The sequence below is a fragment of the Bacillus sp. FJAT-27245 genome (assembly GCF_001273955.1).
In the GTDB taxonomy this organism is placed as follows: Bacteria; Bacillota; Bacilli; order Bacillales; family Cytobacillaceae; genus Bacillus_D.
The window spans coordinates 1852068-1867008 of sequence record NZ_LIGI01000001.1 but is presented as its reverse complement, the minus strand read 5'-3'; the positions used below and the strand labels follow the sequence as shown (position 1 = coordinate 1867008).

The window sequence follows — 14941 nt, the reverse complement described above, 5'->3', positions numbered from 1 at the left end:
CATTACCGAAGAAAACAGTAATGTTACCGAAATTTTAAACAAATGTAATCCAATCTATCACGAAATGAAATGTTATTGTGAGATAATATATAACTCAAGTTATCAAGAAGGCAACCAGTTCAGTTTTTGATTTCGACAATTAAAATTGAAGATCGCTTATTATTTTATTTTGTTAGTTGATTATTAGTAGCCTAGGTGGTGCAAGTATGGCAGAAACAAGAAAGAGAAAAAAGATAAGATGGATGAGAGTAACTTCCGCCCTTCTTCTATTAAGTATCTTCATGGTTGGTCTTTTAACTGTATTTCAATTTATTGAAGGAACAATACAAAAGGTTAATCAACCATTCAAAAAAGTTGAAGCTAAGCATGTATTCCAAGGGGAGAAAAGTAAACAAGACGAAGTGAATGTTCTTTTACTGGGAAGTGATTCCAGGGGAGAAAAACAAGCTAGAACGGATACGATTATGATTGCTCACTATAATCCCAATACCCATCAGGCGAAACTTATTTCGCTTATGCGCGATATGTATGTAACCATACCCGAACATGGAGAACATAAATTAAATGCTGCCTATGCATTCGGAGGACCTGAATTATTAAGAAAGACCATTCAATCTAATTTTGATCTGGATATTCATCATTATGCGATTGTCGACTTTAAAGGATTCGAAAAAGCAGTCGACCTCCTCATCCCCGATGGCATTGAAGTAGACATTCCCTATGAGATGTCTGATGGGATCGGAATGACTTTAGAGGAAGGGACTCAGCAGCTTCATGGTAAAGAACTGTTAGGATATGTTCGGTTCCGCCAAGATCGCTTAAGTGACTTCGGCCGGGTGCAAAGACAGCAAGAAGTCGTATCCAAATTAAAGGATGAAGCCGTAAGTTTACATAGTGTTTCAAAGCTTCCCGATCTATTAGGAGTTTTACATACATACATCGATACAGACATTGACACTGCTACTCTCTTGGCGATTGGAAAAGACATTCTGACCAATAAAAGTGAAAAAGTACAAACCCTTCGAATCCCGGAAGATGGAAGTTTTACAAATGAACGCCATGAAGGAATCGGTGAAGTACTAGATGTGGATTTGGAACAAAATAAGGAAGCGCTTGATCGGTTTTTGGGAAAAGAAGATAGTAATCTTTGATTTGCATTCCAAAACCCCAACCGTATACTTTTTGATGGGCACTTACTTTCCGCGTGGATTCCAATGTACACGCGGTTGTTGAGTGCCCTCTTTTCCATTCAGCAGATTTATAAATCAGCCACGACCTTTAACACTGCCTCATACAAGTTCTTTTTTACAATTTAATAACCGCACAGATGACTGTAACGGGTTCGGTTCTGAAATACAAAATTCGAATTAGCAGTGATTTTCGTAGTTGAATTAGCACAAAAAAGCTCGGAGCCAGCTTTAAGCTTTTATATTAGCACATTGTTTAAGATAAGCACCCGTTAGCTCAATAAGAAACTTCGGCATTTATCTTATTTTTAAGAAAAAATAATGTCCAAAATACAACCAGGTATAGAAAACCTATTATTGAATAAATAGACCAAATTGCACCATGTTGTAACTGAGCAACTAAGTGTTCAAATTCATTCATACCCTCCGCTCTTCCAACACTGTTTAACATGCTAATAATAGGAACAGTAATGGCTACAACAATTACAATAATCGACAGACCTAACATTCTTTTTCGAATAACATTCAAAATTCCAGTTCCTAATGTTAGAAATAAAAATAAATAATAAATTACCCAGACCCAACTAGGAAGAGTCTCCCAATACATTTTCTCCACCTCTTTTGATTTTTCTTCCTCAACTGTTTTTTACCACAGAATTTCCATTGGATATTGAAATCCTTGTTGTAGACAAACTATTAGCTGGTTTTGTTCAATAAGAAATTCAAAAAAAGGGCGGTAATCCTTACTAGATCATCACACCCGTTTGTTGAACAAGAATATTAGTATTTTAAAAAATTTGAGTAATTACTTTTGCAGTTGATTTAAAATCAGTTCCAATACTTTATTCTGTGACATATCATTAGTCAATATTGTTTCTCCATTCACGCCAAGATAATCGTTTGGGTTCCACCAGGCACGTAAAGAATCTTCCCCGAAATCCTCCTTTTTCGGACTTGAGTTGTGACGAATGACTGTTTCCTCAAAGGATAAGTCAAAATAATAAATATATGCCCTTTGGTTATAGAACTGGATTAAGTTATTTAGCATTTCCCCATAACGACACTTATATAAAATTCCCTCGACAATAACAAATTCACATTTCCCTTTACCGTATTCTGTAATTTGGCGAATTAAGTCAATTGAAAGGTTTCCGTCTCTATCGTGAACCTTCAGCATTTCACGGCGTACGACATCCTGAGAAACCAAGAGCGTTCCGTGACCTAAATAATTTTGAAGGTTTTTTGCAGTCGTCGTTTTTCCACTCCCTGAATTGCCTCGTAAGATAATTAACTTCGATTCCATAAATCCCCCTATTCATTATCTTATTTCTTACTGGTAATACTTTAATATAAAATCTGTTTTTCCTTATTAAACATTACTGCCCCGTTTGCTTAATAAGGATTTCAACAAATGGCGGTTAATCCTTCCTGAACAACGCACCCGTTAGTTTTGCCCTATCCACCGTCTCCTCACAACCGATGAATTAACGGTTAAAGAGTTTCTTCTGAATCTTGATGATTTTCATTTGAATTATCTCCCGTACTTTTTTTTACCTCTATTCTGAAAAGTTCAACAGGTGGGATAAGCCCCAATCCTTCTTTAACACTAATTAGTTCTTGATTATCACTCATTCGCTGTTTAATAAGGTCATTATTTATTCCTAACTCCCTTAATAAAAGCACTCGTAATACAAGTTTCAAATACTTTGTGATGAAATACATCGTTTCCACTTTAAAGATTTTGTCTTTTAAACTTTCATCGAAATGGGTATAATAATTTCGAGTATTCACCATTTTATTTATATAAGATTTTCTATTTTTGGATGAAATTTCAAAAATATCGTTAACTTCTAAAAGAATTTCGTTCAATCGCTGTCTTAATCTAGGTTCGTTTGAAATTATTCCAGAGATAAGTTTTCTATCATCCTCATCCTGCAATTGGGAAGTAATTCTTTCAATCATTTCTTCAAATTCTTCCTCAGACCACATCTTATTGTTTCTCATTCTTCGCGAAAAGGCTTCTAATGCTTGTACTACTTTAAGATATGACATTGGTACATGAAAGCCTTTTTCATGTGCTTCAACAAAGTAATGAATAATTGGTTCTAACAATTCTTTTTTTGCACTCCATGTTTGTATACAAGTTTCAAATGAATCTTCAATGAAAGAGAATTTAATAATAATTTCATGGTCTTTTACTGTTTCTGAATTATCCTTTTGTGATTTCAATAATAGGATGATGTCTTTGCCCTGAATATCTTTAGCAAAAAAGTTTCCACAATTAACGTTTTTCCCTATACACAGGGTTAAAAAGTTAGAAAAATCATCCACTACGTTAATACCTTCCTTATAATGCGTTTTTTCTTTAAATATAAACCTCACGAATTCTGTTTGGATAACTTCAAATTTACTATAGAGGTCACCCGAACTGTTCACCTTATAGGTGAATTCAATATTAAAGTTGCTGTTTTCAACTTTAATCACATCAGGCATCTTGTAATGCATAAATACCTCATATGAAGCGGGACTGGCATTAATCTCAAAGGGCCTTTTATTTAACCATAAATTTAAAGATTCATACGTAGCTTTTATTTCTGATAGTGCTATATCTTTATCCTCATTATATAGTCCACCAATAACGGCTAGGCTACTTGACCAAACGGATACAGGAAAGCCTGGGAATCCCCACCGTTCGTTTGTTTTTATTGAGTTTACAAGTGTAACTTCCTTTCCATTTGACAAAACACCATGGATTATTGGTAGCTCATTAACTCCTATTCCTGATAAGCCCCCAAAATTATGAGCCATCTTTAATTTACAAACATTATCATCATCTATCGTTAAAGTTCCTGTTAACCTTTCGGTTGGATTCGATGGCAAATACCACCATCCTATATTTTCTCTGTCGAGCTTATTCAAAAAACATCACCTCTTCATAATTTTCCACATATAACCATTTCAACATTTTTAAATTTTTGTTTTCATAATTAATTCAACTATTCTGCCCCGTTTCTTCAATAAGGAATTCAACAAAAAAGGCGGTTAATCCTGCTGGATCAACGCACCCGTTACTTCAACAAGGAAAGGTGAAACCCTTGTACGGCATTCGCTCGGTGTTTATTGAATAAGTCACTCCTGTTTCTTGATGAAAATTGATATTAAACCTATTAAAAATACAATAGCTATTAGTACATAGACAAAGTTAGAAATAGAGTCGTAACCATAACTTTGTGCGGTATGATATATAGCTTTAGTAACTTCCGATAGAACCATAATTACAGATAAAGTTAATAAGGATAATCCAACTAAAAGAACACCTATTTTTCTCAAAACAAATCGCCTCCTAAAATACATAAACCATAATATTCTAATTCTTCTTATTGAACATACCTGCCCCTTTAGTGCAATAAGTCTATATTTCGATAAACCAGGCAATAATTCCTTTTAAAAGAGAAGATAAATAGGAGGAATTAGGTTGTTAATATCAAAGATGTGGGAAACATACGCAGCCGACAAACGGATCGAGGGCTTTTCCCCTTATACAATCAAAGCCTATGGCATTCAGGCAAGGTTGCTTGCTCTGTATTTCAAGGATGCAGAAATATGCACCATTAGCACAGAAAATTTAAAGGAATACCTTAATCAATCAGCGGCGGCCTTAAAGCCATCCAGTATGGCACACAGGATACGGTTTATGAAATCATTGTTTCGCTGGTGCCACGAAGAAGGCCATATACCTCATAACCCCGCAGCTAAGATAAAGGAACCCAAGGTCGGAAAACGCATCCCGAAGTTCCTGACCGAAAGAGAAATCGAACTTCTGCGTGAAGCGTGTGTTAGCCCGATGGAAAAAGCCTTGTTTGAATTTATGTTCTCAACAGGATGTAGGATCGGGGAAATTGTTTCGCTTGAACGTAATTGCATTAATTGGTCCAATCGTTCTGCAATTGTCAGGGGAAAAGGAGACAAGGAACGTGAGGTTTATTTTAATATACGAGCCGAAATCTGGCTTAAACGGTACATTGAAGGTCGCCAGGATACGGATCCTGCCATATTTGTGACTGAGCGGCTGCCACATAGGATGAGTATTGCCCAAATGAGATATGTCATCAAACGAATCTCAGCTCGTGCGGCCATAAATAAGGAAATTTATCCTCATCAACTCAGACACAGCTATGCAACCCATTTGTTGAATAACGGAGCCCCCGTTGAAGTCATACAAAGTCTTTTGGGACACGAGAAGAGTGAAACCACACGAATTTACGCTCAGCTGAGCGGAAGGCTAAGGCAGGAATTTTACCAAAAATATTTCTAAGCATAGAAGCAACGCTCTCGGCGTTGCTTTTGTTCTCTCGCACCAGTATGTTTAAGTACATTTATTCACAAAGTTAGCTTTATTACAGGAATGTTGTCCCTTTAGTTCGTATATGAAGTTCCGTCCAGGTAGTAACATACTCTCTCGCCCGTTATCAAAATATCGAGCTGGAATTTATAACACATTACTAAAACACTTTGATTTAAGTAACATTGGATTAATGCATTTTATTTCTTCAGTAAACAATTTGGTTGTTTGTTTTATCTCTTTAACTAATTCCTCTTTTGAAACTGAAACTTCTTTTATAGAGCCGAACTTAGCTCCTTTTAGTAAGGTACTATCTGTACTTACAAGGCTCTTCAGTGAGTCTATTTCATATTCCAGCTCACTTATTTTGACTAAATCGCCTTCCATCTTAACAAACTCTAACCAACTCCAACTGTCTTCAATATATTTCAAAGCAACATAATCATATTCTGACAAAAACTTAACCACTTCATTTAATAATTCAAAATGAGAAAGAAGTAGTTCAGAATAGGACTTTTTTGCAGACAATGGAATATCGCCTGAAGGATAGGGAATAAAGTCTTGTTCACCAATAGTTATAGTAAAAAGACCGTAAATCTGATGATATTCTTCATCAAATTTGGACAGTTCTATCCCTTTGAGTTCTTCCTTATAATCTTCAAATATCTCGTATTTAACCTTTAGCAATACATTCCCTCCAATTGGTTAAGGTTTAAATTTAACCTTATTGAACAATACTGCCCCGTTTGCTTAATAAGGATTGCCATCCATATGTGAAGGGAAGGAACGCTAAACTCCCAGAAATTATTCATTTAAATTTAGCCTTTTCAAGGTTTCATCAAGAGTTTCGTACTGAATATTATCATATTCCCAACTCAAATGACGATTAATAGCTCCAGCAACTTCCTCCCAGGTAGTACGTATACAATCTTTAAGAATTAATTCAATTTCTTTCCTAACCAAGTCCAAGTTAAGTTCATCAACAAAAATCGTTGCCCTTCCGTAGAATATTCTTTTATCCTTTATGATTTGTGTTAGATCATTAAATGTAATCACTCGAAAATGAAAACAATCAGCACCCAGATCATTTTCTTCTGAAATATAAGCGGTCGCCTTATACCCAAGGCCATTATGATAAGTTTGAGTATCTAATATTTCAATATCTTTTAGAACAGGCACTATCAAATGATACACTCCTTTATTAGTAACTGAGTAATTCCTTCTTTAACTAAACTGCACCGTTTGTTCAATAAGAACTTCAACAAAAAAGGGCGGTAATCCTTCCTTGATCATCGCACCCGTTAGTTCAACAAGATGGATAATAAAACCTTCTTGTTAATCTCTATTTTAATGGGTTTTCCAATTCCTCAGATTGAAGAACTAACGCAGTTAATCCCTTTTCACTTCCGCTAATATGTCCTTCACCTTTATACCAAAATACTCCTTGACCACTTTTTACCGTTATTCTTTTTTTGTCTTCTCCTTCAACCCATCCCTCGCCTTCTACCACTAAGAAAAGCTGGGGTACGGGTGCTTTATGGTATCCAACAACTCCGCCTTGCTCTATGTTAATAAAACCTATATTAGTAGGTGTTTCTGTTTTCATTAACTTTGAATAGAAAGCAGATACAGAGTTATAATTACCAATTTCTTGAGCTATCTCTTTTCCAAACTTAAAAAATTCCATATATGTACCTCCGAAATCTTTGTTTTCTTTATTTTMCCTTTTGTCTTTACTTTTCGGAACTCTTATTCAACTAACCTGCCACTTTAGTTCAATAAGAAAGTGCGTAAATCCTGCTAGACCAACGCACTTGTAATGGTTTTATCCGCCAATCATTCTCCAATTTTTTTTAACTCAATTTTTGTGTTTTTAACTTCTCCATTCTTGCTCCAATTAAGCAAGACTACCAATTCCTTATCCTCCAAATCACCAGCACTACCCCACGCAAGAAATCCCATATTATCAGAATGTGTTATTATTTGATGCCGTTTATCATTTCTTTCCTTTTCATCACCTGTATAATACCTACCGTCAACCTGAAATTGAACAAATCTTAAAAGTGTTTTGTTAACGTCTTTTTTATCCCCTTCCCAGTATAGCGTTCCAAAAATTTGATTTTCCCGGTGAGAAGCATTTTTATCTTTGGCAATTACCGCTTTCCAATTACCATCATCACTTATTCCTTCCCACCTAGGATAATTCCACTGTCTATATTCATAAATTTTCAAACCAGCCACAGCTAAAAAAAGTAACGTGATAAAGGTAAATAATAAAAGTCTTTTTCCAGCCAAATTTTAACCCCCCTTTAAAAAGTTTTTAACATATAATAGGATTGATTGACTTATCCGTTTCACTTTCTTTTCACACTAACCCTTATGTTAAATAAAGATTTTAATATGATAAAAGCCTTAGCTCGAGCCTTATTGATTATGAAGAAACTTTAACTGTATTTTTCTTTATTAAAGAAACAATTAAAATTAGACCGATTAAGGAAATCGCTATGTGAGGAGTCGCAAAAATCCAGTGTGCTACAAAATTACTTGGTGGAGTTCCATCAGAAATACTGCTGCCGTGAAAGGTAAGCCACAAGAAAATTGCTGGTAGTTGAATTAAGATCAGAAAAAATACCAAAGCCCCTGTCAGCAGGTCGGTAACTTTCGTCTTAAATATCCCTAGGAAAGTAACCACTCCTCCAATAATTACCACCAATAGTCCCCAACTAACAACTTCAGATTCAGTAGGACCAAATAAGCGTAGGAGATACAGAAGCCCTGTTAGAACTGCCAATACTCCAACCAACATTTCAAGCTTTGCTGTGTTTTTCAATCTTTCCTCTCCTTCCTAATCTTCTTATCAAACAATTCTGCCCAGATAGCTTAATAAGCTGATGCACCCCGCCTTCAATTGTTGTTGAATAGATTTAATCCAATTAAATTTGCAGAGACTGGCTCTTTTCCAAGTTCTCTTGCCCAAACTGAAAGTTGACCTATATGATGTACTTCGTGAATAGAAAGGTGCAAAAGAACTTCAATATAATGATGGGAAACTTTTTCTCCTATTTTATTGACTGCACTTAATACATCACTATCTCTAATTGAAGTATAATTTTTCAAAAAATTTGAAGTACACTCTTTTGTTTGATTGGAAAGATTTATAATAGCATTTAAGGAATTATAATCGGTAAAGTGGTACATAATGGGCTTTTCGTGAGATAAACCTCTAATCCACCTCTGTTCTACATCAACAATATGAAATAATGTGTGCAAGAATCCTTTGTATCCACCATTTCTTTCCTTTACTAATTCTTCTTCCGATATTTCTTTGCACCAATTAAACCACTTTTCTCGAATCATCCAGTTATATTCAAAAAGCATAAATACAGAAGACTTCATAAATACCTCCTTAGTCAAAAGAAGCAAGCAAAAGATTAATGTATTCTCGTTCTTATTTCACTAACCTGCACCTTATGTTGAATAAGCTCTTCTGTAATTTTAACATTAATAACCAAAAACCTGCTTGCTATTTTTAACAAACCAATTCACATGCAATTAGCATACGAATTCGCACGCTGACAAAAGTTACAGTCACTCTGCTAAAAGGGGTGCGAATTCGAGTGCTTAAACGCCATAAACGTACAGAAATCCATGATATCGATAAAAAAAATGCAGTCCAATTCATTTGCGAATTGGACTGCTAATTAGTGTGCAAATTAAGTTTTTGTACTCAAAAACCGAACCCGTTAAGATGACTGTGGGGTTTTTTAATTTAGCGGGACTTTGTGGGAATCAATCCCTAACCTTGCATGTAGGCGTCATGTAGCCTCTTATGCCGGACGCGGCTGAGCACTAGGGGAAAGATAAGCTCCACAGGAACACTAGTTGCAAAATTGTTCCCAAGACAGCTTCCGCTTTTTTACGGGGTTAGTGGTGTATAATCCACCTCTTTTGTATACCGGTTGGATGCATTCCATAGCAGGAATTCGTTTATTCCGTTTTCATTCAAGGCGCGGATTTGCGCTTCCACTTCCGCTTTCCCGTAGTTTTTATAGTTCCCTGCCCCAAGATAGCTTGCGGTAAAATCCTGGATCCAAGGCCTTGAAATCGGGCGGTTTTCCAATGCATCCAATACCTTGTTTTCATGCTTGGCGTACTCATTGATGATTTCGTATGGTTGCAGGTCAGGCTTTTCAATGCCGAAATAGCTAGTCCAGTGGCTCGGGKAAATCATGCTCGAGATGGCATCGACATTGGCGGAGATCTTGGAAAAGTTCTGCCCGATTCCCGGAGCTTCCGGAAGTGTCGCCGAGTAACCAAAAATATCAACCGAGACATCTACATTGTAAGGCTCAAGTTCTTTTTTCGCATAGGCGACAAAATCGGTTACCGCATCCACTCTCTTTTGGACATTATCTTTTTCCACCTGGCTGTAATCTCCCTGGGAATACTTTAGCGAGCTATCCCTTGTTTCAAAACCTTCCGGGAAACGGACATAATCGAACTGGATGTCTTTGAATCCCATTTTGGCTGCTTCTTTAGCAATTTCCACATTATATTCCCATACTTCTTTCATAAACGGATTGACAAAGCTTTCGCCTCTACTGTTCTTCCACACTTTTCCATTTTCAGTAAAACTAAGGTCCGGCCTCTTTGTTGCAAGGTGGTTGTCCTTAAAAACCACCACACGGGCGATCGGGTAAATCTGTTTTTCCTCCAACGTTTTTAATAGTTTGCCAGGATCTTTTATGTATGGGCCGCCAATCTCCTCAAATGGTGAGCCTTTTTCGGGCTTATATTGCAATTTGCCAAAATCATCCTTGATATCGATGACCATGCTGTTCAATTCACTCTTTTCGACGAGTTCCAGAAGATCATTGAACCTTGAAACACTCACAGTAGGTCCTGTCACATAGATTCCTTTTACACCATCTTTCGGGTACTCAAAAGAAAATGGGGATTTAAAACCTTCAGACTCGGGCTTTTCAGGTGCTTTCCCTTCAGGCTTGGGCTCTTCTGCCAATTCGTTTTCGGATTTTTTGGGTACGCTTGTCTCAGCCGGCGGTGGCTGCTGGCCAGCACTTTTTCCCTGATTGCTGCATCCTATTAGTAGGAAAGAAACCAATAAGATCATAAAAGTTTTGTAGTTCATTTCAATGATGTCTCCTCTTGTAAGTCTTTTATCTATATAAAGCCGAAACTCGATCCTTTGTTCGAATTTCGTCGTGTAATTGCAGAAACTTGGGTTTTCCTCTTCTCCAGTGGGTATGAAGATATTAGAATAAGCATATTGGAGGAATCAGCTTGAAATCATTTATACCTATTTTATTTGCCGCTGCCATGCTAGCTGCATGCACCGGAACAAAGCAAAACAATGAATCCCAAGTCACAGAATCTATACCCTCAGCGGAAGTGACGAAAACGGAAAATGCAGAAAAACCCCCTAAAACAGAAGAGTCTGTTGAAGAAAATACGGAGGAAGCCATCGTAGAAACCCAGCCAATCTATAAGCTGAACGAGGCCAATTGGGTAATCGAAAGGCTGGACGGTTCAGACGAAAAAAATGTCCTGCTTACAATCGATGATGCACCAGATAAACATTCGCTTGAAATGGCAGAAATTCTTAACAAACTTGGGGTAAAAGCAATTTTTTTCGTAAATGGCCATTTTCTTGACACTCCCGTGGAAGAGGAAAGATTGAAAAAGATCCATGAAATGGGCTTTGCCATTGGCAATCATACGTATTCGCATCAAAACTTAACGAAAATTTCAGAAGAGGAACAGAAGCAGGAAATCGTTAGACTGAATGACCGGGTTAAAGAAATCATCGGTGTTTCTCCTGCCTTTTTCAGGGCGCCTTTCGGCATGAATACGGATTATTCCAAAGAGGTAGCCGAGCAGGAAGGCATGCTGCTGATGAACTGGACGTACGGCTATGACTGGGAGAAGCAATACCAGAACCCCGATTCCCTGGCTGAAATCATGGTCGCAAGCCCCTACCTCACCAATGGGGCGAACCTTCTGATGCATGACCGCGGGTGGACAAAGGACGCGCTTGAGGATATCGTCAAAGGGCTTCAGGCCAAAGGATATTCCATTGCCGATCCCGATTTAATAGAGGTCCCTAAAAAAGAAAATTAATAGAATAGCAATTGAGGAACCTAAAAAAAGAAAAGCCCCACCCACTATAGTAGCAGGAAGGTTCGCGAAATGATTAATTTTTGATTTGGGTTTCCTGGTTCTTTATTTCCGTAATAATAATATCCCTTTTTGCCATTTCTTCTATATATTCTTTTCCGGGAACGATTTGCTCCGGTGGGTGGACGCCTTTTTTGATTATCGTTCCATTGCCTATCATTTGGGCTACGACTGAAATGGTATTTGCGGTTGCGCGTGCCATCGCTGTTACATTATTTGTACGGTCTTTGAATGTCGTCATTTCATATTCATATGTCGTTTTCACACCACTTTTCGCTCCTGAAACGATGACACGAAGCAATATTACATCATCTTTGTCCTTTAAGTCCACAATCGGGGCAAGAACCTTTAACAAGACGTCTCTGGGCTTCACTTGCTGCCCTTTAATATCCACCTCATAATCTTTGCGGGTAAGGTTAAGATCAACAAGCAATTTGAATTTTTCCGCATGGCCCGGGAAGCGGATCGTTTTATACTCCAACTCATCCAAATATGGATATGAATAAGGTAATGTGGAGGTTCCACCCGAAGTATGAAATGCTTCCAGAGGACCAAATTTCTCAAAATAGATTTTTTCCACCTCTGAAAGCGATGGGACCTCCAGCTTTACTCCATTTCGAATGATCATTGAAGGATCCGTATAATGATCCAACAATCCTTCCATTGAAAAAACATGATTATATTCAAGCGGGGGTTCGGGTCTTGCAGGAATCCCCCCAACATACATCTTAATGGACTCTACAGTATCGAGCTTGCTTGCACCGTAGCCCGCCAAAATATTGATCATTCCCGGGGCAACACCCAAATCAGGGATTATCGTCGAATGGGCTGCCATCGCTTCTTCTTTCAGCTCTAATACGCGATCCGTGATACCACCGATATGTCCACCAAGGTCAACAGAACTTACCCCTGTGGCAATAGCCGCTTTCGCAACCGTTTCATTAAAAGCATAAAATAGTGCATTCACAACGACATCATATTGGCGTATGAAATTAGCCAATTCCTCGTAGTTCCCGGCATCAACGGAAAACGCTCCTAATTTCGGTGATTGAATTTGATTGCATACTTGTTGTGCACGCCCTAAATCAATATCTGCCAATCCAACTGCCTCTACTCCAGCACTCTGCACCAAATCACGTGCTGCTTCTTTCCCCATTAATCCAGACCCTAATACAGCTACTTTCATTTAAACACCTTCTTTTCCAAAAATTCGTATGGATTCCCCCGTTACGAATGCCCAGAGACCTGGTTTAATAGTTTGCTTAATTATAAATATTAAAAATTCCTAATAGTATGTGTATTTCTTCCGAATATTGTAATTAACGCCCAACCCCTAAAAAAATATAGTCATGCACCCTGTACGATGAAAAACGGTTCCGACAAAGTTTCCGGTTACATTTTGATATCTCTAAACCCCATAAGTGGCAATTCGATTCAACAGGTCTGGTATACGTTGCAACAATTTTCTGTTAGAACATACGAAGTAACGGATTTGTTCTGACCCCTTCATCTGATGTCGTTTATGTTCAGCCAAAACAAAAACCTCCTTCGCTTTTGCTGGGTTTTGCCCAAACATGCGCAAAGGAGGTTACAAGGTCATTTTTTGTCCCCTACCACGGGTCTATGGGGAAAATAAAACGTTATGTATTAAATCCCAATAAATCACTAACCATTATAGTTCAACGGTTTTGGCGGAGCCTTTTAGAAACCGAGCCTACCTGACCTGGAACACAGGAATTAACGTTTATTTTCATCAATATTAAAAGGCCAAATCGCAAATGATTTGGCCTTTTTGTTCGTTAGTTTACCATCTTCTGTTTCGCTTCCGGAAGAACGCTGGAACTTCAAGCGAGTCGTCTTGCTGCTGGGGTTCCTGTTCGTAATTCGCGGGCTCTTCGTAGACTGGCGGCTGGCTGTAGTTTTCGTATTCGGTGTAGTTTTCGGATTGGCTATAACTTTCATCTTGGCTGTAGTTTCTGGATTGTCTGTAGTTATAGTCTTGTCCATAATAACCCGTTTCTACAGGGGTTACAGGTTCTCGATTTCTCAACTGATCCTGGTATTGCTCACGGGAATTCGCAATCATGCCTACAGGACGGCGCGATGTGTTCGATGGCGTAGCTTTCTCCTCATCATGGTCGAAGCCGGTCGCAATCACGGTCACCATGATTTCTTTTTCCAGGTTTTCATTGATGACCGATCCAAAAATCATGTTAAGCTGGTCATCTGTTGCAGCAGCCACAATATCGGCCGCTTCCTGGACTTCAAACAAACTGAGATTCATGCCGCCCGTGATGTTCATCAGTACACCTTTCGCGCCATTGATGCTTGTTTCAAGCAGCGGCGAGGAGATAGCCTTTTTGGCAGCCTCGGCAGCACGGTTTTCGCCTGAAGCTACTCCGATGCCCATAAGCGCCGTTCCATTGTGGGACATAATCGTTTTCACGTCAGCAAAATCCAGGTTAATCATGCCTGGCACGGCAATCAAGTCGGAAATGCCCTGGACACCCTGCCTGAGGACATTGTCCGCCTCTCGGAAGGCTTGAACCATCGGCGTTCTTTTGTCAACGATTTCCAGCAATCGCTCATTTGGAATAATGATTAAGGTATTTACGGCTTTCTTCATCGCTTCTATTCCGGCTGCCGCATTTTGTGCCCGCTTGCGGCCTTCGAAAGTGAATGGACGAGTCACCACTCCAATTGTAAGTGCGCCAAGTTCCCGTGCGATATGGGCTATCTCCGGCGCGGCACCGGTCCCGGTTCCGCCTCCCATACCGGCCGTTACGAACACCATGTCCGCGCCTTGCAGGGCATCCTTGATCTGCTGCCTGCTTTCCTCGACAGCTTTTCTTCCGATTTCAGGATTGGCACCCGCCCCCAGGCCCCTGGTCAGCGAACCGCCTATTTGCATCGTGACCTCCGCTTTTGACATTTTGAGAGCCTGCGCATCTGTATTCACGGCAATGAACTCCACTCCCTGCACGCCGTCCTCAATCATCCGGTTCACGGCATTATTTCCGCCGCCGCCAACCCCAATTACTTTTATAGTGGCTAATTGATCAATATTGGTGTCAAATTCTAACATATATAGTCCCCCTAATTAGCTGATTAAATTGCCCCCTATTTTTCTCTGTACCTATATAATTCGACACCGGCTTGGAAATTCTGTCTTTTTCTTCGATTTGTTAAAAGACTGTAATTTTACAGGAATAAAGTG

16 protein-coding genes are annotated in these 14941 nt (G+C 38.7%); 3 read left to right on the top strand and 13 right to left on the bottom strand.

Annotated elements, in window-relative coordinates; all coding sequences use genetic code 11:
* The first annotated feature begins 206 nt into the window (after positions 1–206).
* Positions 207–1151, top strand: a complete 945-nt coding sequence (locus ADU24_RS08960; RefSeq protein WP_053366303.1) for an LCP family protein — start codon at positions 207–209, stop codon at positions 1149–1151.
* A 313-nt stretch (positions 1152–1464) separates the two neighbouring features.
* Here ADU24_RS08960 and ADU24_RS08955 read toward each other — a convergent pair whose 3' ends face one another.
* The 4 genes from ADU24_RS08955 to ADU24_RS08940 form a co-directional block, all read right to left on the bottom strand.
* Positions 1465–1794, bottom strand: coding sequence for a hypothetical protein (locus ADU24_RS08955; RefSeq protein WP_053366302.1), 330 nt, complete (start codon positions 1792–1794; stop codon positions 1465–1467).
* A gap of 198 nt (positions 1795–1992) precedes the next feature.
* Positions 1993–2490, bottom strand: a complete 498-nt coding sequence (locus ADU24_RS08950; RefSeq protein WP_053366301.1) for a kinase — start codon at positions 2488–2490, stop codon at positions 1993–1995.
* Between the two features lie 188 nt (positions 2491–2678).
* A complete protein-coding gene (locus ADU24_RS08945; RefSeq protein ID WP_053366300.1) occupies positions 2679–4106 on the bottom strand; it encodes a HEPN domain-containing protein in 1428 nt (475 codons plus the stop codon).
* Between the two features lie 210 nt (positions 4107–4316).
* The gene (locus ADU24_RS08940; protein WP_053366299.1) at positions 4317–4517 is read right to left on the bottom strand and encodes a hypothetical protein; all 201 of its coding nucleotides are present in this window, start codon (positions 4515–4517) and stop codon (positions 4317–4319) included.
* A gap of 145 nt (positions 4518–4662) precedes the next feature.
* On the opposite strand from ADU24_RS08940, the gene ADU24_RS08935 reads away from it, so the two are divergent.
* A complete protein-coding gene (locus ADU24_RS08935) occupies positions 4663–5502 on the top strand; it encodes a tyrosine-type recombinase/integrase (protein WP_053366298.1) in 840 nt (279 codons plus the stop codon).
* A 174-nt stretch (positions 5503–5676) separates the two neighbouring features.
* On the opposite strand, the gene ADU24_RS08930 is transcribed toward ADU24_RS08935, so the two are convergent.
* From ADU24_RS08930 to ADU24_RS08900, 7 genes are all read right to left on the bottom strand, one after another.
* A complete protein-coding gene (locus ADU24_RS08930) occupies positions 5677–6216 on the bottom strand; it encodes a hypothetical protein (RefSeq protein ID WP_053366297.1) in 540 nt (179 codons plus the stop codon).
* A gap of 117 nt (positions 6217–6333) precedes the next feature.
* Positions 6334–6708: an Imm8 family immunity protein gene (locus tag ADU24_RS08925; protein WP_231689684.1), complete on the bottom strand. Its 375-nt coding sequence runs from the start codon at positions 6706–6708 to the stop codon at positions 6334–6336.
* Positions 6709–6871: 163 nt separating this feature from the next.
* On the bottom strand, positions 6872–7216 hold the full coding sequence (locus tag ADU24_RS08920; protein ID WP_053366295.1) for a cupin domain-containing protein: 345 nt from the start codon (positions 7214–7216) through the stop codon (positions 6872–6874).
* Positions 7217–7365: 149 nt separating this feature from the next.
* A complete protein-coding gene (locus ADU24_RS08915; protein WP_053366294.1) occupies positions 7366–7824 on the bottom strand; it encodes a DUF4944 domain-containing protein in 459 nt (152 codons plus the stop codon).
* Positions 7825–7960: 136 nt separating this feature from the next.
* Positions 7961–8359, bottom strand: coding sequence for a hypothetical protein (locus tag ADU24_RS08910; protein ID WP_053366293.1), 399 nt, complete (start codon positions 8357–8359; stop codon positions 7961–7963).
* Positions 8360–8433: 74 nt separating this feature from the next.
* On the bottom strand, positions 8434–8925 hold the full coding sequence (locus ADU24_RS08905) for a DinB family protein (RefSeq protein ID WP_053366292.1): 492 nt from the start codon (positions 8923–8925) through the stop codon (positions 8434–8436).
* A gap of 520 nt (positions 8926–9445) precedes the next feature.
* Positions 9446–10678, bottom strand: coding sequence for a putative glycoside hydrolase (locus ADU24_RS08900; RefSeq protein ID WP_082306859.1), 1233 nt, complete (start codon positions 10676–10678; stop codon positions 9446–9448).
* Positions 10679–10830: 152 nt separating this feature from the next.
* Between ADU24_RS08900 and ADU24_RS08895 the strand changes: the two genes are divergently transcribed.
* Positions 10831–11667 carry a polysaccharide deacetylase family protein gene (locus ADU24_RS08895; RefSeq protein WP_442853739.1) on the top strand — a complete coding sequence of 279 codons (837 nt, stop codon included), beginning with the start codon at positions 10831–10833 and terminating at the stop codon, positions 11665–11667.
* Between the two features lie 73 nt (positions 11668–11740).
* Here the strand turns inward: ADU24_RS08895 and ADU24_RS08890 are convergent, their stop codons facing one another.
* Both ADU24_RS08890 and ftsZ read right to left on the bottom strand, forming a co-directional pair.
* Positions 11741–12910 (bottom strand): saccharopine dehydrogenase C-terminal domain-containing protein, encoded by a 1170-nt coding sequence (locus ADU24_RS08890; RefSeq protein WP_053366291.1) that lies wholly within the window; start codon positions 12908–12910, stop codon positions 11741–11743.
* 618 nt (positions 12911–13528) lie between these two features.
* Positions 13529–14809, bottom strand: coding sequence for a cell division protein FtsZ (gene ftsZ / locus ADU24_RS08885; RefSeq protein ID WP_053366290.1), 1281 nt, complete (start codon positions 14807–14809; stop codon positions 13529–13531).
* Positions 14810–14941: the final 132 nt, after the last annotated feature.